Raw genomic sequence first — 21,678 nt, 5'->3', positions numbered from 1 at the left:
CTTCCCTAAAGAAGGCATTTTTTAGTTGTATAAAAGATTATAATACTGATAATTAAGGATTAAAATGGAAAATGCGATTGAGCCTGCTGATTATGCGCTGAAATTTATCAATCAGACCCAGCGTTCTCTTTTCCTGACAGGAAAAGCCGGCACAGGAAAGACAACATTATTGCGAAAAATAATTGAGTCCACACATAAAAATGTAGTGGTGGTGGCACCTACAGGGATAGCTGCCCTGAATGCAGGTGGTGTAACCATACATTCGATGTTTCAATTGCCTTTTGCCGGATTTATTCCCGAATATTCTAATCCGCCCAGTTTTGACAGGGTAAAATTTGAGACCAAAAATACGCTCCACCGGCACTTTATGCATACCAATTCCAGGCGAAAGGCCATTTTTAATGCTATGGAATTGTTGATTATTGATGAAGTTAGTATGCTACGCGCCGATCTGCTGGATGCTATTGACTTTGTCTTAAAAAGCCTCCGCAAGAACAACCGGCCTTTTGGAGGAGTTCAGGTGCTTTTTATAGGAGATCTGTTTCAGTTGCCACCAATTGTAAAGCAGGAAGAATGGGCCTTTCTTAAAAATTATTATAAGAGCATTTTCTTTTTTAGCGCGCATGTAATACGGGATAACCCATTGTTATATATTGAGTTAACCAAGATATACCGTCAGAAAGATCCTCGTTTTATTACTGTTTTGAACAACCTTCGAAATAACCGGATCACGAAAGAGGACCTGAGTGTGCTCAATCAATTTGTGGAGCCTAATTTTGATACCCGTAAAAACAAAGGATACATTACGTTGACGACGCATAATGCTAAGGCAGATGAGATTAATGCGAAAGAACTCGAATTGCTCGAGGCTAAAGCCTATAGTTACGAAGCAGAGATTACAGATGATTTTCCAGCCCAACTGTTTCCAATTGATATGAAACTGGAATTAAAAGTAGGGGCGCAGGTTATGTTTGTTAAGAACGACCTGTCGATGGACAAAAATTATTACAACGGAAAAACAGGAGTAATCCAGTCCTTGTATGAAGGCGAAATACGGGTTTATTTTCCTGCGGAAGATAAAACCATCGAGGTGGATCGTTATGAATGGCAGAACATTAAGTATTCGCTGGACGAAAATACCCGCGAAATAAAAGAAGAGGTTTTAGGCACTTTTGTGCATTATCCATTGAAACTGGCGTGGGCAATCACGGTGCATAAGAGTCAGGGGCTTACTTTTGATAAAGCTATTCTCGATGTATCGCAGGTTTTTGCGCCTGGGCAGGCCTATGTGGCTCTTTCGCGTTTGCGTTCATTAGGAGGCTTAATTTTGCTTTCTGAGATGCGTATGAATGGCATTAGCAATGATGATGACGTGATGCAATATGCGAATACAAAAACGGAAGACAGGCATCTCGAGCAAACCCTTCGAATTGAAACCCGTGTATTTTTGTTCAATTACCTCCGGAATGCCTTTGAATGGCGGGATTTGGCTGATCAGTGGGACCTGCATAAAAATACCTATGCCACTTCAGGATCCAAATCGGAAAAAATGAAACATGCCAAATGGGGTGCAGCGCAGGCAAATGCTTTTCGGACGTTGATAGAACCCTCCCAAAAATTCCTGAACCAGCTGGAATCACTCTTCCGAAAACAGGATTTTGACCTGGATTTTATTGCAGAAAGGGTAGAAGCGGCTTATACTTATTTCTTTAAATCGCTGGACGGGATCGTGTACAGTTTGCTAAAGAAAAAAGATGAAGTAAAAAACCAGAAAAAGGTTAAGGCCTTTTATGAAGAAATTGTTGAAATCGAAGAACTGCAGATTGAGGCAGTTTTGCAGCTGATGCGTGCCCGGCTTATGTTGCGTCAGGTATTGGCAGGCAAAGAAATAACTCGGGATTCGGTGCGTAGCGAAGAAATCAGCATGTACAAACCTTGGAAATTAAAGGTAATTCGTGATGCCGGTAGGCAAAGTTCAAATCTGTTGGAAAGCCCAGAGGAAAGTCAGGATAACGAAGCTCCTATTGAAGTAACGCGAAATAAAACCACCAGCCCGAAAGAATCCCGGAAAACGACGGTCGAGATGTCGTTGGAATTATGGAAAGAACATAAAAATATAAACCAGATTGCACAGTTAAGAAAGCTTTCGGTTACCACAGTATACGGTCATTTTGTCAAATTGGTAGCATCGGGTGATATACCCATAGAACGTATGCTTCCCGAGGCAAAGATTGCAGTGTTGGCAACAATATTTGACGAAAATGAAGACCATTCAGCCGGAATGCTAAAGGAAAAGTATGGTGATGAATTTACTTGGAATGAATTGAAAATCTATCGGGCAGCCCGGGAGTTTATTGCAAAAGGTACACCCCAAAAAGAGCAGGCATAAAGTAGATTACGATGGTTCTCGCGCCGTCGTAATCTTTTGCAATACGCTGTCCGAATAACAGGATTCCTAATGTAACACAGGATAATACGCAGGCGGAAAGCCCGAAAACCGTACCAGTGCCCATTAAATTTTCCACTACGCCCACTAAGCAAAGAATCCCGGCGATCATTTCAAGTACCAAAACAACCCCTAATGCTGAAGGTACCTGATTCCGGATAAAAGTACTGGAAAAATGCCCTTTGAGCCATCCAATATTGCCCTGCCAGTCCATGATCTTATCATAACCGGATTGTAAGAAAGTAACCGCTAAAAACAGCAAAACCAAAAGTACAGCAAAATTCATAGTCTTATTTTTTATGGATTAAACGAGTCAATTTTATAGATAAATCAGTCAGTATAATTTTGGCATTTCCATTGCGCTCAATGTGATAAATGGCATCGGATAACTCCTTGAAAATGTCATTGATATTGCCACCATTTACAAAAGGGGCAAAATTTTCCAGTTTGAATTTTTCCACTTTGGGCTCCATAAAAACCAGCTCGCGTGTCTGATAGTTCTGCAGCAATGCCTGTCGGAACATTTCAATACAAAAATGCAGGAATTTTTTTTGCGCTTCACGGCCCAGTCCAGCCACATTTTCACTCCATACAATCAGGTCCTGGATTGCAGCAGCATTTCCTTTTGCCCGAAAGGCAGCACGAACCCACATTACAAACCATTCCTCAAAAGGCAGCTCGTCACTATCCTGATGCAGTAAGTGCAGGGCTTTGGTGTAATTTCCCTGCGCCTGATGGGCTATTTTCTTGGCAGCCGTAGCTTCCATACCCTTTTGCTGGATCAGCTGTTGTGCGATTACACTTTCGCTAAGGCCATTAAAGTGAAGCGTTTGGCATCGGGAACGAATCGTTTGGATAATATCTTCTTCATTTTCTGAAATCAGTATAAAGAGCGTTTTTGCAGGTGGTTCTTCGATGATTTTCAATAGCTTGTTTGCAGAAGCGATATTCATTTTATCGGCCATCCATACAATCATGACTTTATAGCCTCCTTCATACGATTTTAGCGAAAGCGATTTTACTACTTCCAGCGCGTCATCCACACCAATCTGTCCTTGTTTGTTTTGGATGCCAATGAGTTTGTACCAGTCAAAAAGGCCTCCATAGGGTGTGGTTGTGATGAATTCCCGCCAATACTTCATGAAAGCAGCACTGGTAGGGCGGCTTTTCACTTCATCATTGGTTGCAATAGGATAAATAAAATGCAAATCGGGATGTGCAGCGGCATTGAATTTCAGGTTGCAGGATTCATTTCCTCCTGTATTTTCCCCTTCTGTGTTCTGGCATAAAATATATTGCGCATAGGCAATCGCCATAGGGAGTGTACCGCTTCCTTCCGGCCCTACAAAAAGCTGGGCATGCGGAATACGGCCTGCCTCGGCACTGGTAGTAAGGTGTTTTTTAATGTATTCCTGTCCTAAAATTTCTGAAAACTGCATGAAGCAAAGATAAAAGAAAAAGCTGTAGATATACAACGGATCAGGCTGTCGGGTTTGGATGTAGGATGGCAACAATAAGAAATTGCTGTTTTGGGATCCGTTTTTAGTAGAATTACGGTTGCAATTATTTTTTTAATGCCGCAATTACTGCCTCACTGTTGACATAACGGATCAGGTAAATCAGCGGCGCCGACCATAATAAGCCATTGAATGCAATCGTAAGGATCAGTTTGCTGCTGCCATTATCGCGAAGGGCATATTGCATCAAAAAGGAAATGGCCCAAATTTCAAGGATAAGCACTATGGAAACGATAGTGAGTATGATACGGCCTTTTGGCTGTAGTTTGCGGAGGAACAGGGCACCTGTGAAAAAAAGAATGCCGGTGATTGCAAAAATAAAGCAAATGTCATAGTAGTAACGAAAGAGGTACAATCCTGGATTTTTCTGATATTCTGCAATAGAGAACATATAGTCCTGTCCGTTTCCAATAACCGCAAATGCCAAAGCACCCAATAGGTTACTGAATATAATCATACCCGAAAATAACATAATTATCAGGGCACGGCTGCGAATGGATTTTTGCTGTAATTCGTTCATCATAAGTTCAATGTCGTAAAAATATAAAAACCAATCATACTAAACGCTGAAAATAAGAGTTTAAAGTTGGTTCTAAAACAGTATAACGGCAAAACCCCTCGATTATGATTTTAAATGTAATTTTATAACAATAATAGATGAAAGCAATAGTGAAAATCGCAATTTTGGGATGCATTTGCACCAGTGCCCTGCAAGCACAGCAAAGTGGAATGCCTGGAACTCAGGCTGAATTTTGGAACCAACAGCGTAAGGGAGCGAATATGTTTAACGCACATCCGGTAACACCGACTGATTTTGAAGCCGCAGCGGAATATGGGATCGCATTTATCCGGCTGTCGCCCAGTAAGTATACCAATGGGCGTCCGAAGAAAGAAAAAGGAAATTTCCTGTTGGGTCCCAAAGAGAACCCTGTTACTGTGCCTGTTGCAGCAGACCTGAAATTGTTGATTGCCCAACTGGATGCTGCCGAAAAAGCACATGAAAAAGTAATTGTGACGTTGCTGAGCCTACCATATTCGCGATGGAGCCAGCATAATAAAGGCGTAGAGGAAAGGGCGATGTGGAATGATTTTAAAAAACAGGATTCGGCAATTGTTTTCCTGCAAAACCTCGCATTCGCAATCAAAGACCATCCGGCGGTAGTAGGCCTTAACCTGCGCAATGAACCTTCGCCCGAACGTACCGGAATCCAGCTGAAAGATTGGTATACGGGAGATTACGCGCAATGGGAGCGCCAGATCAGGGATACTCCACAGGACCTGAACCAGTTTTATGCGAAGGCAGTAGCGGCCATCCGAAAAGTAGCCCCGCAACTATTATTGGTGCTGGATAGCGGTTTTCATGCCCAGCCGCATGCATTTAAAATTTTGAAGTCTATTCCGAATGATCCTGCAATCCTGTATTCTTTCCACCTGTATTCCCCCTGGCCTTTTCCGTATAGTGATGCCGGGAAGTACCGCTATCCCGGGCTGTTTGAAACCGGAGAGGAAAAAGGGGCCGCCGCAATCTACTGGGATAAAAATACTGTCGAAACCTTTTTAAAACCCGTACGGGATTGGCAAAAACAGTACGGAATCCCGGATAACCGTATTCTCGTCGGAGAATTTGGGGTCAATCGCCACGGGGCAGGAGCAGAGGAATACCTCCAAGATCTTATCACTGTTTTTAATGCTTATCACTGGCATTGGGCTTTTTATAGTTTCCGGGAAGATGAATGGGATATTATGGATTATGAACTGGGTGCGGGAAGGACTCCGGCATCTTATTGGGAAAACCAAAAATCAGGTAAACCGCAGGACTATAGTAAAACCGTTTCCAATCCATTGTTTGATGTAATCCGGGCCGATTTAAAGCATTAAAATTAATCAAAGCACTCCATAAGCAGTAAGTCGCCCGAAGTGTGTGTAATCGTCACAATGCCATCTTCCAGTGCTTCGTTGCTGCTTCCGGTTCGGTAGCCTATCGTCAGGGTTTCATTGTCAAGAGGATATTTGAGGTTCGCTGTAGTAATTCCCGAAGCAACCCCTACAGGGATTAATGAAATCGGGCTGCCTTTTGGATACCATTTCCGGAAGGTGGGCGGCAGCTGGAAAATCTTCGAATGGTCATCCAGGATCACAATTTTCAGCAGGTTGCGAAACCGTACAATATTGGTCAGGTTAGTGATGGTGTGGTCAGCTCTTTTTCCGGTGGCCCACACCACATTGACAGCCGGAATGGCATTGGTAATCAAATAATCAAATGCTTTTTCCAAATCCGTTTTATCCTGGTCTGGCGTATGGACAATCTTCATAGGATATTGCTGGGCTGCATACAAATGCGGATCAAATCCGTTGTCAAAATCACCCAAAAGCACATCTACTTTAATGCCGAGCTCCAATACACGCTCAATGGCAGAATCCAATACAATCACAATAGGAGACCATTCCAGTAACTGCCCTAATAGTTCCTTGCTGCAGGCAGCACCATTAGCAATAATTAATGCAGGTTCCTGGTCGTCGCGTACGATATGGTGAGAGGACATAAAGATGATTTTGAATAACAAAAGTAGTGTAATACGATAAGTTGACACTATAAAATCAAAAAAACACGCCCCACAATTCCTTCAGACAATAATTTTATTTATCCGAAACCCTGCTCCTAAAAGGAGTTTTTTAGTGCCTTTTGGTCATACTAACGGTATAAGAATGAGCAAATCTTACCAACACGATCATTACGATCCCAGATGGTGTAAAAGAACACTCCTAAAATTAGCGTCCGGTATTACTTTTTATAGCCTTAACCAGCTTTTTAATAGTGTATTAGGAAGTGCATATTTCGATATTCAATAGGTAGTGATTGGTTATTTGTAGTATAAAAATAATCAGATTTCGGTTGTGGGAAAAGAGTTATTAATACACTTTTTTACAAATTTAGCATTAATACGAAATAATTTAAAAGTAAACATTTCATAATTATAGTCGTTAAAAAAATTAAGTTTTGTTGCTAATAATGTATTGTATAATGTTAAAAATAAATACTAATTAATAACACAAAACGATCGGTAAGCAACAAAAATGTTAATAACTATGGTGCGTTTTTAAATAAAGCAATTACTTTTGTACCAATGTTAATCCGCTATTCCCATTCGTTTTAACATCATCCCACTACTATAGAATGCCCATCCCCATTGTAACAGATAAGTATTTTTGCTTATAGGATTCCGGTCCTATGAGCTTCCGCTTTCCTGTTCTCAAAAGTTTATTTAACCAGGAATAAAAAAAGAATCTTATGAATAAGATCAGACACTACGTGTGCCTCATTCTGATGGGTTGCCCCACTGTTGTTTTTGCACAAAATATTAATATTAACGCTCCAACATATCTTTTCACGCAGGTCTGTGCCTCGCCGGGACAAAATAACTATAATGTGCAGATTCCTTTTACGAATCCGGAAAACCTCGGGGCAGGGAATGTTTTTACCCTGGAACTCTCCGATGATACCGGAAGTTTTGCAAATGCCATACCGTTGGGAACCAGTACAGCGACGACTAGTCCGGCTGCCGTATCTTTTGCATTGCCGGTTACCACATTGGGCGGCAGTTACAGGATCCGGGCCCGGAGTTCAGCACCCACTGCGGTTGGAATATCCAGTGGTTCTTTTTATGCCCATTACCTCATATTCAACCAGCCCTTTTTTATCAATGGACTGGTACAGAATGTAACGATTTGTGCGGGATCAGATTACACCATTACAGTCGACTATAACGGGGATGCCTCTTCGCCAGTGCATTATTCCGGATTAACATACAAATGGTACAAAGGGAGCAGTATAATTCCCGGCGCGGTTAATCCGTCGCTTACCGTAACCGAAGCCGGTTCATATTATGCCACCATTGATTATGGGAATTGTCCCGGAAGTGCCTATTCCAATGCGGTGAATATAATAGTGGTACCCGGATTGACACCCGTAATAGATTCAGGTGGGCCACCGGGTGCAATCTGCCCGGACAGCCCTGCAGTCCTGACCTGCTCGGTACAGGATCCCACTTATGCCTATCAATGGTACAGGGATGCGTTTCCCATTAGCGGAGCCACAACCTTTGCTTATACAGCAGCAGTAGCAGGAGCCTATTATGTCACGGTCGACAATTCCAGCTGTACTGCCCAATCCAATTCGATTGACCTGGCAGTGCAGGATATCATGGTTACGGTAGATACCCCGGGCACAACCATTATACTGCCGGGAGAAGAGAAAATACTCACGGCCACTACGGATGCACAATCACCCGAATACCAATGGTATCGCAATAACAGCCCGATCGATGGTGAAACGTCAAATGTGCTGACCATCAGTCAGTCAGGAGATTATAAAATTAGCGTCCGCCAAACCGTCGGGTGCCTCATAGAAAAAGACGCTTTGATCAGTATTGAAGCACCTTCCGGATTTATGCTGACAGTGGCTCATGAAGGAGACTATATGGAATGTGATTCCACTTCGGATCTTTTGAGTATTGAAACGTTTAAAGCCGTTACCCCTATGGGTGAGGTTGATTTGATAGGGCAGGACATAGGAGCTTCCTATGAATGGCTGAAAAATGACGTGCCGGTATCCGGTGCTACAGCTGAAAATTACCTGGTAGCCGTCGCCGATGATAATGACCAGTATAACCTGAGTATTACAGTGCCTAATTATACCACAATAAGTTCCAATTACGTGGACGTAAAATTAAAAATTGATGATACCGTAACGATCTCAACGACCGATGCCTATTGTGACGGCAGTTCGAGTCTGACGCTCCACAGTTCGATCACAACCCCCGAATACACATACAACTGGTTCCGGGATGGTGCCGACACTGCAATAGGCAATGAAACGACTTTGGTTATCAATACTCCGGGAACCTACCGATTGGAAGTCGCCTTTAATGGCTGTATCTTGGAATCCAATGCATTGGCAATAACACCTTTTGATGCTTCACAGGTAACGGCAGATGCACCGGATAGCTTTAGCATTAACGAAGGAGATTCCCGTACCGTAACGGCAGCGGGGGCGCAATTGTATGCCTGGTTTAAAGGTGCTGTACAGCTATCGAATTCCGCATCGCTGACAATTTCAGAGGAAGGTACGTATCTCCTTAGGGCGACCTCGGGAAGTTGTGAGACCACAAAAATATTCCAGGTAACAGTGAACGATAATACCAATCTCGGAAACGTGTTGATCCCTAATGTGGTGACACCCAATGGAGACGGTATTAATGACCAGTGGATACTACCCAATGCGTATGTGAATAATCCTGAGGTAGAAGTCGTGATCCATAACAGCAACGGGGAAGTTGTATTCCGGACCTTTAGCTATCAAAACAACTGGCCAGTCTCTTCGATGGTATACAGCCATAAAAACAACGTGTTTTACTATAAGATTTTCAAAAATGGTAAATCCATTAGACAAGGTTCTATTACCATAATTCAATAAGCATGATACAAAAATACCTGATAACGCTATGCCTCTTTTTGAGCTGTTCCTTGATGAACGGGCAGGAGGCCAATGGAGCAATATCATTCGATATACCCAGCCAAAATGCATTGAAATTCAATCGTTTCCTGATGAATCCTACTTTTTCCTTTGTGCGGGAGGATCATTCCTATGTGAATTTCTTTCACCGCAACCAGTGGATACAGTTTGACAATTCACCACAAATCTACTTCCTGAATTACTCCGGGAGGATCAATGATAAAAACGGGATTGGATTTGGATTGTACCAGCAAAAAATCGGGGTAATCAGTAGTTTTGGTGCTTTGGTGAACTATGCTTATGGCATTCAGCTGAGCGAAAAAAACACATTGACTTTCGGGTTTAATATGGCTTATTATAACAGTGGACTGGACAATGGCGCTGCATTTCCGGGTATGCCAGATCCGGCATTGCAACAAATCGAAAATAACTCACTGCTTTCCTTCCAACCGGCCATTAACCTCTCTTTGGGGAGTTTTGATATCGGGGTATACGGGGAAAACCTGGTGGACTATAACCTGAAAACCGGTAAGTCATTAACGGAATTCTCACAGAAAACATTTTCAGGCCACCTGATGTATACCCATCGTATGGCGAATGATAGTGGCAAACTGACCGCTATGGCACGTGCGCGTTCAGCAGAAGATGTAGCGTTTGGAGGCAGCATGCTCCTGGATTATACCAAACTGGGATGGGTACAGGCCGGTTACGACGAACAGTATGGAATTGCTGGAGGAATCGGGTTTAATATTACCAACCGAATGTCGATCGGATACACGTATGAGCAGGGACTTAAAAAAGTCATGTCCAATCTGGGGCCAACCCATGAAATCGTATTTGCCTATTCGTTTCAGCCGAAAACCAAGCCGGCTTCCGAAAAAGTGGCGGCAGTAGCGCCTAATGACACGGTGGTAAAAGCAGAAAGTAAAGAGCTCCAGGAGATTAAAAATGAACTGAAAGCCACCAATATGATGCTGGAAGAACTATTATACCGTCAGGACTCTATTGCGAAAGCAGGCAGACAGGGTGCAGCAAATGGTTATAACAACTCCAATACCACGAATACTAACAGTACTTCAGGAAATACGAAGCCGGTAGCACAACCGAAAACTACGAAAAAAAATACGTCAACCGCCAAGAATAACGAAGCGGAGGAATTTAGCCGGGCGGCCCAAAAAGGGAACATACGCCAGGGAAAATTAAAAAATATCAGCGGAGTACATCGTGGGTATTACCTTGTGGCGAATGTGTATAAAAATAAAAAATACCGGGATGCTTTTGTCAAAGGGCTCAATGCGAAAGGAATTAGTTCTGCTGCCCATTTTACCAATCCCGCGAATGGGATGAGTTATGCCTACCTGAAACGGTATGATACCTGGCAGGAAGCGATGGGTGCTTACAAATCCAATTCAGACCATACTTACTACGAGGATACCTGGATCATGTTTGTAGACAATCCGATAGAAGAGGGGAATGAGACAGCGGCTGTCATGCCACACAAATCCGAAAAAGAACGTGAGGTTATAAATATACCACAACAGCCGGTTCCTGATGCCACCGTTTCCACCACAGCTTTGGCCTCCACGATTAGTGCCGAAACAATTAAAAGAAGGTATTTGGAAGAACATCCGGAAGGTGCAACACCGGCAGTACGAAAATCGGTACAACAAGCACCGGTGATTGCAAATAAAGAGGTTAAAAAGAAGATTTCTGCACCGGTCAGGGATGAGGTGGTGAAAACAGCAAAAGTCCCGGAAAAGGCTGTTATGCCTAAAATTGGGCCTACATTACAGATAGCCGGGCAGGAGGAAGGCTTTTATATCATTGCGAATGTCTTTTCAAGGCCGGACTATGCCACCGGATTTGTAAACCAACTGCGTAAAAAAGGCCTGGAGGCGGATTACTTTATCAATCCAGCCAACAATTACCGGTACGTCTACCTGAAGAAACACCAGGGCAGGGAAGAGGCAGTAGCGGCCTACAACAGTAAAATCAATAATTCCTATTATGATAAAATGTGGATTATGAAAGTGAAGAGGTTGTAGTAAAATAAATGGGGGCTTTATGCCCTCCGGCTTATTGATCTAAATTGATAGGGGTTGCATTTGAAAGTAGCGGAAATTAAAAAGCAGAAGTAACTTAGGAGTTACTTCTGCTTTTTTTAGAAATAGAATACTTATTCTACATATAAATCCTTTTCAAAATACTTATATTGTTTTTTTATAGTGATTTCAGAAGAATCCTTTTGTAGGTTTACGAAAGATAATTCCTCTTCAATTTTTCCTTTAAGTTTTAGTTTCCCTTTTTTGTAGGCATTCACGTCAAAGGAATATCCAGGGGATCAACAGGATCCAAAAAGTCCTATACCACACCATCCTGAGCATTGGGTTGGAATGCCAATTGATCTGAATTGTAATTCGCATGTTTTAATCCTAACAGGTAATAATTATTTTCCTCTACTATCTTGGCGGAGGTTGTAAGCGGATCTTTAGTATACGAAATCCTGACATTACCCAAATGATCGGTATAATTATACACATATTAAAATATTCCCGCTCTTTGGGTGCCATACGCTATACATAACCTTCGGCCGTAGCGAAAAAGTCAAGCACAGCCCCCTTACACTGGAATCTATTCATGTATTCTACAACTTTGAAAAATCATAAAATAGAAGATACGATTATCGGGGCGTCTCTTCCTATATTTAATCTTTTAAATTCAAATCCTTAAATCATTTTATTACTATTTTAAAAAATCACTTAATCTGAAATATTATTTGTTTTTTAAGTAATAGATAGCTCCATCATGCCTAATAAAAATAAGCCAATCTAAGCTTTCATCAAATATATTTATATCATCTGCAACAGGATACCAAATATCATAAAAAAAATTACTCAAATCCTGAATGTTAATTAAATCAATTCGTTGAAATCCATACCAATCTATATAAACATTATTTAATGAAGTGATCCAAAGTCTATTTAAAGTATCTATTAAGTTAAAATTTTCAGAAGCATCTGTACTGCTGTAATATTTTTGTTTTGTAAAAAGTTCATAGACTATGTTTTTTTTTACTATATTATATTTTCGAGCTAATTTAATCTGTAAATTTTCACATTCCTGATGTGATAAAGTTTTATATGGAGGAAAACTATGACTATGTTCTTCTTCAAATATTGATATTTTAAATTCTTCCATTTTTTAATGTGTTATTGGTATTGCTCCACTTATTCCTCCATTACCTCTTTTGCCTCCACTATAATCCCAATAATTAATATGAGGGAATTCTTCACCTGAACCAGGTTTTGCATTTGGATGTGCGGGGTCAAGCCTATACCCTTTTTGTGGATTCCCACGTTGAGGACTTCCAAATTTGCCTTTTTCTCCTTTAGGCAAGCTCTCTCCAGCTTTTAATCTTAATTTTTCCTTTGCTTCAGCTAACGCTTTTTTAGTTGCATTCAGAGATCCTTTTTCATTACCTTTTGTAGTAGCCTTTAATATTTGTTCCCCTAATTCTTCATCCGCTTTCTTATTCTTTCCTTTAGAAACAATAACAATTGCTAAACTTGTAGCAAATTGGAAATTTTCGGATGTCTCTTTAGATACATCACTACCGATAATCTTCTTACCTAACCATTGTATGCCCGAGGTTATAAGATCATCCAAGGCTTGACCTGGATAACCTGTAAGGGGTTGCTGCGATTCTATACTTATAAGCTCTCCCCCTGCAGGTTTTTTCTTACTTGGCGGATCAATGTCCATTTTACTTTGCAACCCTCTTGCAAAATCCTGTGCTGCTACACCAGTAAGTGTAAAATCTCTCCCATCCGGATCTACAAATATAATCGGATTATTATTAGCATACATATAGGGAGTATTCTCATGATGATTTTCTGCCAACGGATCTATATTCATCCATCGTCCAATAGCAGGATCATAATTCCTGGCTCCATAATCATACATATTCAATCCAAATTCGCGTTGCAGCTCCTTGCCGTTGTATTTATACTTATAGGGTTTTGCGACTATTTTTACAAGCATTTACCTGTTAAATACAAAATTTTCAAGAATATGATTTTAGAAGATAAACTTACTATTTTATTGCTCAAATCCAAAAGTAAATCTTTAAAACAGCCATAAAAATCACTAAACTTTTACTGAAGCAGATTGTCCGTCGATTTAGTCTTTTGAGATGAGTTCTGAGTGTCAAATTATTTCTCTCTATATGATTGGTGCCAAAGCGTTTTACAGAATGTAATTCCTCATTAATCAGATATCTGTAGTTTTTTAATCTGTCTGTAAATATCTTTTTAGCTTCGGATAATTTCAGAGTATCCAGAACACGATTAAGCGTTTTATTGGTTCGTTTTCCGACGTTAAAACTCACTACATTTTTAGAATTCTTGTCCAATGCATAAACCAGCCAGATAAAATTTCGCTTATTTCCTATGTAAGTACACATTTCATCAACTTCATAAGTTTTCCCTTTGCTTATAATTGGCTTGGCAATACTTCTGGCAATTGATACTATCCTTTTTAATAATGTTGTGGTGGATATTTTCAGTATTCTTGCCGTGCTTCTTATTCCTAAACCTTCTTTTGTGAATAAAATTATCTCTTGGTTAATGCTTCTTTTACACGCATTATACATATAATCAGACTGCTGTCTCTTTTGACAAACACAACATTTATAACGCTTGTTTCCGTTAGATTGAAATCCATTTTTTATGCATTTACCATTACAAAAATTACATTTTATTTTCATGACCTAATTTGAAACACTAAGGTATGACAAAAGCATTATAAGGCTTTTTAAAAGTCCAAAAATAGAAGAGACGACCAGTTGGTCGTCTCTTTTTATACTCAATAAGTAATAATTTATATTCTTTTTCAGTACGTTACGCTGTTATTTTGTAAAAACACCTAATCTGTAACATTACCTGTTATTTTGTAAAAACACCTAATCTGTAACATTACCGTGCGAAGTCAGAGACGTTCGCCAGCTTATTACAAGGACTCTTCATAGAGGATAATATATCAATGTCATGAATTTTATGTAGAAGTATTTCCTAAGTAAAGTTCAATTTTTTCTATTGCTTTTTTTAAAATATCTTCTAATTTTTCATCTCCATAATAATTTGGAGATTGTTTTCGCCATATCTCATTCGGCTCATAAAAATCTAATAGATAAGCTATATCTGTTAAAATGTCATTTAACTCATCTTCTTCAATGGAACTATCGTCCCAAACTATATTTTGAAATTCTTTTATGTGTAATACTCTTTCATTTCCTGACATTAACAATGCTTTGCAAAGTATTTCTTTTAATTTTTCTAATAACATAATATTATTTTATTGGAACCATTCTTGTTTTGACTAAATTTTTACTACTTCTTATGACTGTCGTTATTTCTCCTGTTACTGGATTTGTACCAACTAATAAACTTTTTCCACTAACAAAACCTTTTGACAAAATATAATTTACCGATTTATTTAGTGGGTCATAAAATTTTTGCCCTTTTTTGATTGCTAATTCAGCCATATCAACGGTAACACCTCGTTCTGCTAATCTCTCGAGTGAATGTTTACTAAATTTTCTTCCCGTTGTTGCTAAACCTGTCGTTGTTGCTTTGGTAGCATTTGTAGCAAGAATTTCTTCCGTTCCAATAACTACTCCAGCTGTACCAGTTTTATATTTGTTAGCAGCCCCTAAAGTAAATAAATCCATGATTCCCATTCCAAAACTTGCAGCAGAACCCCAATAATCTCCTTCTTCTATTTTATCACTGCTTTCTATTGTAGGTCCCAAAACAGGTATAACTAATAGAAATTGCTTAATAATACCTGGTTTTTCTTTTTTAGGAGGGTCTTCTCCAAAATTTTGACTTGCTTCAGTCTCCGAAAGTTGACGCTGCAAACCCCTTGCAAAGTCCTGTGCTGCTTCACCAGTAAGTGTAAAATCCATCCCATCCGGATCTACAAATATAATCGGATTATTATTAGCATACATATACGGATTATTCTCATGATGATTTTCCGCCAACGGATCCATATTCATCCACCTACCAATCGCAGGATCATAATTCCTGGCTCCATAATCATACATATTCAATCCAAATTCGCGTTGCAGCTCCTTGCCGTTGTACTTATACTCATAGTTTAAGTAATTATCCAAAGGAATGGGGTCAACAAACGCATCCAATATTATAGCATCCTGAGCATTGGGTTGAAATGCCAATTGATCTGAATTATAGTTCGCATGCTTTAATCCAAATGGATAATAATGGTTCTCTTCAACAATCTTGGCGGACGTTGTAAGCGGATCTTTAGTATACGAGACCCTGACATTCCCCAAATGATCGGTATAATTATAAATGTAATTAAACTGTACCCGGTTTTTGACAACATTCCGTCTCACATAGCCTTCTGCTGTTGGAAAGAATCCCAATTCCCCTTCCATATATTGAAAACCATCGCGATAGGACGTTTTTCTAATTACTGTATTATCCGTGGTAATCTTCTCTAATTTACCTCCCGCTGCATCATAAAGATATTCAATTTTTTGGCTTTCGCTACCAAAAACTATTTTCACCGGAAGATTCAGGTGGTTGTAACTGATGGCCGTAATTCCCTTATTGTTGTCCAGGGTCATATTGCCATTGGCATCATACGTATAATCATCCGTATCTGTTGGACTGTCTTTAAACCCCTGTGGACTATTAGTATTATCCTTTACTTTCATCAATCGGTTCGGGCTGTTGGCATCATAGGTATAATGCAACTCATCAATCATCTGCAACGGCGCACTATCCTGCCCGCCAAAACGAATCAGAATAGTAGTATTGCCATTTTTATCATAGTCCATCCCTTCACTATAGGAATTCGTAACGGGATTAGCCTCATTGGGACGCTGGTACCAGGATTGGATAAAGCGATTTAGCCCATCGTAAGCATAACCGTATTTCCTCCAAATCCCATCAGAGCTGGTTTTCCAAAATGTTTCTGTTATATTACCATTATATAATTTAGGAATAGTACCCCATAAATCATGTTCTACAGTGGTGTAATTAATTTTATACGAAAACAGGTCTTGAGGGATGCCGCGTACTTCCGCTGAATTAATCGCTTTTAGCCATCCCCGTACTGTATAATCATAATCTACATATTGTAAAGGGCTTCCCGTTCCGCCAATTTTCTTCTGGAGTAACTGGCCCCTTTCATCATAACTATTTTCAGATAGTATCTCTTCTGCTAAGGCGTTCACCTGGTGTTTATGGCGGAGCAATCGGCTTTGGTTCGTATATTCAAAAGTTTCAGCGGTGGTAATTGCTGCTGCAGTTCCCTCAATATTGTGTGTGGTGATGTTTTTCAATATTTTTCCGGCAAAATCATATTGCAGTTCCGAACGGGTAAAACCACCCTGGTAACTGGTCGCATGGTTTTGTACTACCCGGGATTTAAGATCATACAGCATATAAACGGTTTCCCCAGCAGTAGCATTCACCCCCTGAAGTGCGCGCGTCCAGCTGCCGGTAGGCATCCCTTTGGGTTGCAATGTGGTATTGTTATAATAGACTGCCGCGGTAGCCGTCGCAGTAAAATTACTAGGGGCTCCGGGAAAATTATAATCGTCATAATAATTTACCTGTAGTACATGGTACCCTAACTTTGGAACTGCCAGGCTGGTATAATGGAACGTGATTCCATTTATTGTGGTGCCACTATTTTTTGCTTCATTCAGCAGGGTTTGGTTGGCGTGTTCCAGCTGGTAAATGTTACGACCGGCACTGGTCAGGTAATACGGACGCCCTGCTTCTAACCATGCGGTATAGGCTACGCGGTTAAAAGCATCATATTTGGTCATCAGCCACCCCGGTGCCCCATCTCCAAATGGGGAATAAGCAGGGCCTGTGGCTACCACACGGTCTAATTTATCGTATACGATATATTCCCATTGCTTACCCGGTAGTTTTTTCTCCACCAAACGGTTACGGCTGTCGTATTTGTACTGGTAACATACCCCGTCCAAAACAGTTGGACTAATGATTCCATCAGCCATTGGTGGGATTACATACCCCAGGTTATTATAGCGGTCATAGACATAATACGTATCATGCGGTACCGCATTGTTATACCCTCTTTTTAGTATTACACGCCCTTCCTTGTCCTTGAATTCTTCCGTCTGGATGTTGTTCTCATCCCGGGTTGTGTTTTTAAACAATTCTCCTGCGGCATAATTCGAAGTTCCGGCTATTGTCAGCGTGCTATTGTAGAGGTTACCGTCCCAGGTTGCCGAGGCTTTAAAATAACGTACGGCATCAGCCGCAGTATTGGTATGGTACTCGGCCTTGACCTCATGGTTACTGCCCATCACCCAGTCATTCCCGGGAGCGGCTTGCTTCAATACCCGATTTAAAGGGGAGGCTTCAAAAAGTTTTTCACTATAGGGATTGGTGGTGGTTTCAAAATAGGGCTGGCCTAATCCTGCGGGTGTGCTATAATAACTCGATTGCCCCGTTATAGCATTCGCATCATAGGCCTGTGGGGCTGTAGTGGTAGGATAGGGCAGGTATTCCTTCACCTGTCGGCCATAAGCATCATAAAAAATCGGGGTCACTACATCTTTACCAGTACCCGACTGCCGGTGGGCGCGTTGTTGGATCGGGCGGCCTAATCCATCAAAATAAGTAATCTGGATGTCGGCCACATCTTCTGCAGGAACCCCAAAAGAAGGCAGGGTTATCGGTTTTTTATACGTAGTTGTTTTTACATAATTCTGATCTGCACTCTGTCCTAAAACCAGTAGTGGGAATAATAATACGATAAGGAGGTATTGTTTTTTCATCTGATTTTAGTTTTGCGTTCGGTAATTGTAATTGTTCAGGGACAGGATATAACCATTTTTGTCTTTAACCGAAGACAACCTTCCAAAAGCATCATAGATATAACTCACTTTGTCTCCTTTGGGATCGGTAACAGTACTCACGCCAACCATCGGTTTATACGTATAAGTAGTTACCATTGCATTAGGAAGGCTGTTACACAGGTTGGTCAGAGCCGCTTCTAAGCCTGTAGCTCCTGCTGTATTGGAGGCATTCTGCGCTGCGGTGATAAGGCCTGCGTTTATGTTGGCATATCCGATATTTTCAATTTTGGCAATCACCTGTGTTTTATTATACCCCCAGATATAACTGGTTTGAATACCATCCTGTAATTGTACTTCCAATACATTCGAAAATTCATCATATCCATTATAATTCAGACGGGGTTGCAATACTTCATTCCCTTTGGATACATCTACTGAAGCAGGCAAATAGGCAGCATTTGAGGGATAACTACCGGAGTAGTTTAACCGGCTTGCTGAAAGCAAGCCATTCTGGTCGTAGGATTTAATGTCACTAATCTCCGCGATCTTATTGTTCGGGAAAGTAGCATAACTGTATTCATTTTGTTTGAATTCTAACGGGTTGCTGTTGGTAATGGTTTTATGAGACGCTATCCTTTTATTTACGGAGTTATAAGCATACTCCTCAATCGTTTCAATGGGACCAGTATTTTCATAATAGTTTTTAGTGGTTTTATGTGATAGTTTGGCCCAGCCAAACGCAGCCAAAAGTTTATAATATTGTACAAAATCTAAAACAGGTCCACAATTAAACCTACAATCAGTGGAACTTGGATTGGCAATGCACAAATTCATGAGGTTTTCATAACTGGCATAGTTTGCAAATCGTTTCGAATAGCCGCAATTATTATTGGAAAATAGCCGTAATCCGGTGGTTTCTATTTTCTCTTCAAAAGTATAGTTACTCACGGATTCCGAAAGCAAGCGCCCTGCCAAACTGGAATTATCGTATACACGCTCTGAAGTAGTCAGGCCTCTTTTATAATCAAAGTTTGTTGAAGGCAAAAAAGGATAGCTGGTATCATAGGCTTCATCATCTTCCGGATAATCAATTGGGGAAGTAAATGAATAGACTGTCTTTCCGTTTCCACTTTCGCCTACCGTAACAAATTGATAGCCAACTTCAGCTCCCTGGGTTTTGATAAAACTCAGGTTGTTAAAATCGGTATATACATCGTATTGGAATTGTTGCTGGTTTACAACAGGAATACCATTTTCACCACAATAGCGAATACCATGTCTCTTGCTAATACTATAATGGAAAACGGGTTTAATAAAAACCAGGGAGCCACTACTACGGTTTGTACGGTCAGGGAACTGGTAACTATAATTTTTTTCTTTAGCCAGTAAAGGTTGATAAGGCAGTTGTTGATTTACGCTGAGACTGTAATAGCCCTGAGGAACATCAGCCGTAAAATGTCCTATTCTCTTAATACGGATCCCTCCGCCATACAACCATTCCTTTTTTGGGTTAATATCATAATAGCTTTTCATCCCTATGGTGGCTCCGCCAGGAGAATTGCTATCAAACCAACTAAGTTGCAGCGAATAATAATAGCCCCCTTCCAGGATAATTTCGGTATCACAAGTCAGTCCGGCAAGATTTGTTGTTCCTGCTACCGTGCCAGCACTATTTTTTTTAATAAGACGTACCACGCCACCAGTCGTAACACCAGAATCAAAACTATACCGCAGTGAATTTGGGAAGTATCCGAGGTCTAAAACATTCTGCCCTATGGCACTGCTTAATGCTACTTCACCAAGATTAAGTACCCCACGATTATCAGGATTGGCATTAAAATCTTCTAAATATTGGTTGCCTACATGTGAATAGGTATTAGATTCATAATCAAAGATTACACAACCTCCAGTAGGATACGCTATCTTTTGCAGTACATCATTACCGATATAATTTTTATTTACTTCCCGGTTTCCATCCGCGTTATATTTACAGGAAACTTGATAATTGGGATAGCCCCAGTAATCTTTCCCGGTAACCTGTGTCCTTTTGTAGAAAAACTCGGTAGTCTCTTTTAATGTACCAGATCCAGTACCTACTATAACTTTTTTTAGTTTCATCCGGCTTTCCAGTGCATACTCGAAACTTGTAGTTTTAATCGTGCTGCCATACCAGTCGGTTAATACAATGGTGTTGAGTTTTGCGGCCAATCCCGGATTCTCAATGTTGGTGTCGGAGCGTCCGATAGCAGTTGTAAACTGTAAACTACCTTTATCCACGATCTGGATTTGCTTTATCTTTTTCGTTATTGTTTTGTTTAATGTTATTTGGATCGACTGCGTTGGTTCAATAGCATTGATTAGTTGCTGGCATGGCCCATTTGCGAGGATATTATTTACCACAAGACGGTCTACATCTGAAATTCTGCTGTGAACAATGGAGGTCATCTTGGCATTTTCTTCAAAATCTTCATAAACATAAGAAGCCAATAACCTGGCATTGGTATCGTAAATGGCAGAAAGCTGATAGGCACTGATATAGGTCATTGGAGTTCCCAGTGTTTCAGAATTTCCTACGAAAAGCTGATTTTTGATATTGGTTACAGTTCGGGTTTCTTCCGGAACGGTAAACATATAGCGATACCCTTTATCATCATAAATCGTAAAACCACTGCCTTCGTTGTACACAATTTTTACGGGATTATTATCCAGTGGTACTACCGTAGCGCTGCCACCATCTTTTTTGATAAAAAAACGCCCATTGTAATTCTGAAAGCTATATTGGTATAAATCGTGTTCGGTGTCAAAAATTCCTTTTTCATGAGCTTCCCAAAGGAATTTACTCAACGTATTATCTCCTGGTATGGCGACCACATCCAGCAACGACATTACAGTATAATAACGGTTTGGATATGTCGCAGCAAAAATATTGTAGATCCCTACTCTGGGACCTGTTCCATCGGCAGTTCCATAGGAGAGGTACTCGTCCGGAAGCCCTTTTACGGTTCGTGATATGGTACCACCGGCACCGGAAAGTGCCCAGCCTTGGCCATTATAACCCGCTACCTCTTCGGTACGGATACCCGACGGGTGGTATTTCAAGGAAATATCAATAGAAATATCCTTTGAATGGGTAGGAATGTTGTACAGTGGTACGCTTACATCCGGAATTCCTGTATAATGGCTAACCGGCATTTCTTCAAAACGCATTAATGCCGTTACCGTAGGAGAAGGTGGAATGACCTGCGGCAATTCTGATCTGATTTCTCCGGGATTACCCAGTTGTGAAAATGCACCACCACCCACAAGCAGCAATGCGATTAAGTATATTTTTTTCATT

Annotated in this window: 15 protein-coding genes; 4 read left to right on the top strand and 11 right to left on the bottom strand. The window is 40.6% G+C overall.

The window, feature by feature from the left end; genetic code table 11:
• Positions 1-64: 64 nt before the first annotated feature.
• Complete coding sequence (locus tag FK004_RS04405; protein ID WP_108736168.1) at positions 65-2,389, top strand: helix-turn-helix domain-containing protein; 2,325 nt, start codon at positions 65-67, stop codon at positions 2,387-2,389.
• Here FK004_RS04405 and FK004_RS04400 read toward each other — a convergent pair.
• The 3 genes from FK004_RS04400 to FK004_RS04390 form a co-directional block, all read right to left on the bottom strand.
• Positions 2,352-2,732 carry a DoxX family membrane protein gene (locus FK004_RS04400; protein ID WP_108736167.1) on the bottom strand — a complete coding sequence of 127 codons (381 nt, stop codon included), beginning with the start codon at positions 2,730-2,732 and terminating at the stop codon, positions 2,352-2,354. The two genes, FK004_RS04405 and FK004_RS04400, sit on opposite strands and share 38 nt — an antisense overlap.
• 4 nt (positions 2,733-2,736) lie before the next feature.
• A complete protein-coding gene (holB, locus tag FK004_RS04395) occupies positions 2,737-3,885 on the bottom strand; it encodes a DNA polymerase III subunit delta' (protein WP_108736166.1) in 1,149 nt (382 codons plus the stop codon).
• A 124-nt stretch (positions 3,886-4,009) separates the two neighbouring features.
• Positions 4,010-4,486 carry a hypothetical protein gene (locus FK004_RS04390; RefSeq protein ID WP_157956028.1) on the bottom strand — a complete coding sequence of 159 codons (477 nt, stop codon included), beginning with the start codon at positions 4,484-4,486 and terminating at the stop codon, positions 4,010-4,012.
• A 134-nt stretch (positions 4,487-4,620) separates the two neighbouring features.
• Between FK004_RS04390 and FK004_RS04385 the strand changes: the two genes are divergently transcribed.
• The gene (locus FK004_RS04385; RefSeq protein WP_108736164.1) at positions 4,621-5,841 is read left to right on the top strand and encodes a glycoside hydrolase family 5 protein; all 1,221 of its coding nucleotides are present in this window, start codon (positions 4,621-4,623) and stop codon (positions 5,839-5,841) included.
• A 2-nt stretch (positions 5,842-5,843) separates the two neighbouring features.
• On the opposite strand, the gene FK004_RS04380 is transcribed toward FK004_RS04385, so the two are convergent.
• Positions 5,844-6,506: a thiamine diphosphokinase gene (locus FK004_RS04380; protein WP_108736163.1), complete on the bottom strand. Its 663-nt coding sequence runs from the start codon at positions 6,504-6,506 to the stop codon at positions 5,844-5,846.
• Between the two features lie 746 nt (positions 6,507-7,252).
• Here FK004_RS04380 and FK004_RS04375 point away from each other — a divergent pair.
• Positions 7,253-9,436, top strand: coding sequence for a T9SS type B sorting domain-containing protein (locus FK004_RS04375; RefSeq protein WP_108736162.1), 2,184 nt, complete (start codon positions 7,253-7,255; stop codon positions 9,434-9,436).
• A 2-nt stretch (positions 9,437-9,438) separates the two neighbouring features.
• Complete coding sequence (locus tag FK004_RS04370; RefSeq protein WP_108736161.1) at positions 9,439-11,520, top strand: PorP/SprF family type IX secretion system membrane protein; 2,082 nt, start codon at positions 9,439-9,441, stop codon at positions 11,518-11,520.
• 316 nt (positions 11,521-11,836) lie between these two features.
• On the opposite strand, the gene FK004_RS19150 is transcribed toward FK004_RS04370, so the two are convergent.
• The 7 genes from FK004_RS19150 to FK004_RS04340 form a co-directional block, all read right to left on the bottom strand.
• Complete coding sequence (locus FK004_RS19150; protein WP_157956027.1) at positions 11,837-12,013, bottom strand: hypothetical protein; 177 nt, start codon at positions 12,011-12,013, stop codon at positions 11,837-11,839.
• Positions 12,014-12,247: 234 nt separating this feature from the next.
• Entirely contained in the window at positions 12,248-12,673 is a 426-nt protein-coding gene (locus FK004_RS04365; protein ID WP_108736160.1) for a hypothetical protein, read from the bottom strand.
• A gap of 3 nt (positions 12,674-12,676) precedes the next feature.
• Complete coding sequence (locus FK004_RS19385) at positions 12,677-13,516, bottom strand: RHS repeat domain-containing protein (protein ID WP_227871667.1); 840 nt, start codon at positions 13,514-13,516, stop codon at positions 12,677-12,679.
• A 64-nt stretch (positions 13,517-13,580) separates the two neighbouring features.
• On the bottom strand, positions 13,581-14,240 hold the full coding sequence (locus FK004_RS04355) for an IS1 family transposase (RefSeq protein ID WP_108736159.1): 660 nt from the start codon (positions 14,238-14,240) through the stop codon (positions 13,581-13,583).
• A gap of 287 nt (positions 14,241-14,527) precedes the next feature.
• A complete protein-coding gene (locus FK004_RS04350; protein ID WP_108736158.1) occupies positions 14,528-14,818 on the bottom strand; it encodes a hypothetical protein in 291 nt (96 codons plus the stop codon).
• Between the two features lie 4 nt (positions 14,819-14,822).
• Positions 14,823-18,320, bottom strand: a complete 3,498-nt coding sequence (locus FK004_RS04345) for a DUF6443 domain-containing protein (protein ID WP_108736157.1) — start codon at positions 18,318-18,320, stop codon at positions 14,823-14,825.
• Between the two features lie 6 nt (positions 18,321-18,326).
• Positions 18,327-21,677, bottom strand: coding sequence for an RHS repeat domain-containing protein (locus tag FK004_RS04340; protein ID WP_108736156.1), 3,351 nt, complete (start codon positions 21,675-21,677; stop codon positions 18,327-18,329).
• Position 21,678: the final 1 nt, after the last annotated feature.

It is taken from the genome of Flavobacterium kingsejongi (assembly GCF_003076475.1).
In the GTDB taxonomy this organism is placed as follows: Bacteria; Bacteroidota; Bacteroidia; order Flavobacteriales; family Flavobacteriaceae; genus Flavobacterium; species Flavobacterium kingsejongi.
This window is presented reverse-complemented; position numbering and strand designations above follow the sequence as displayed.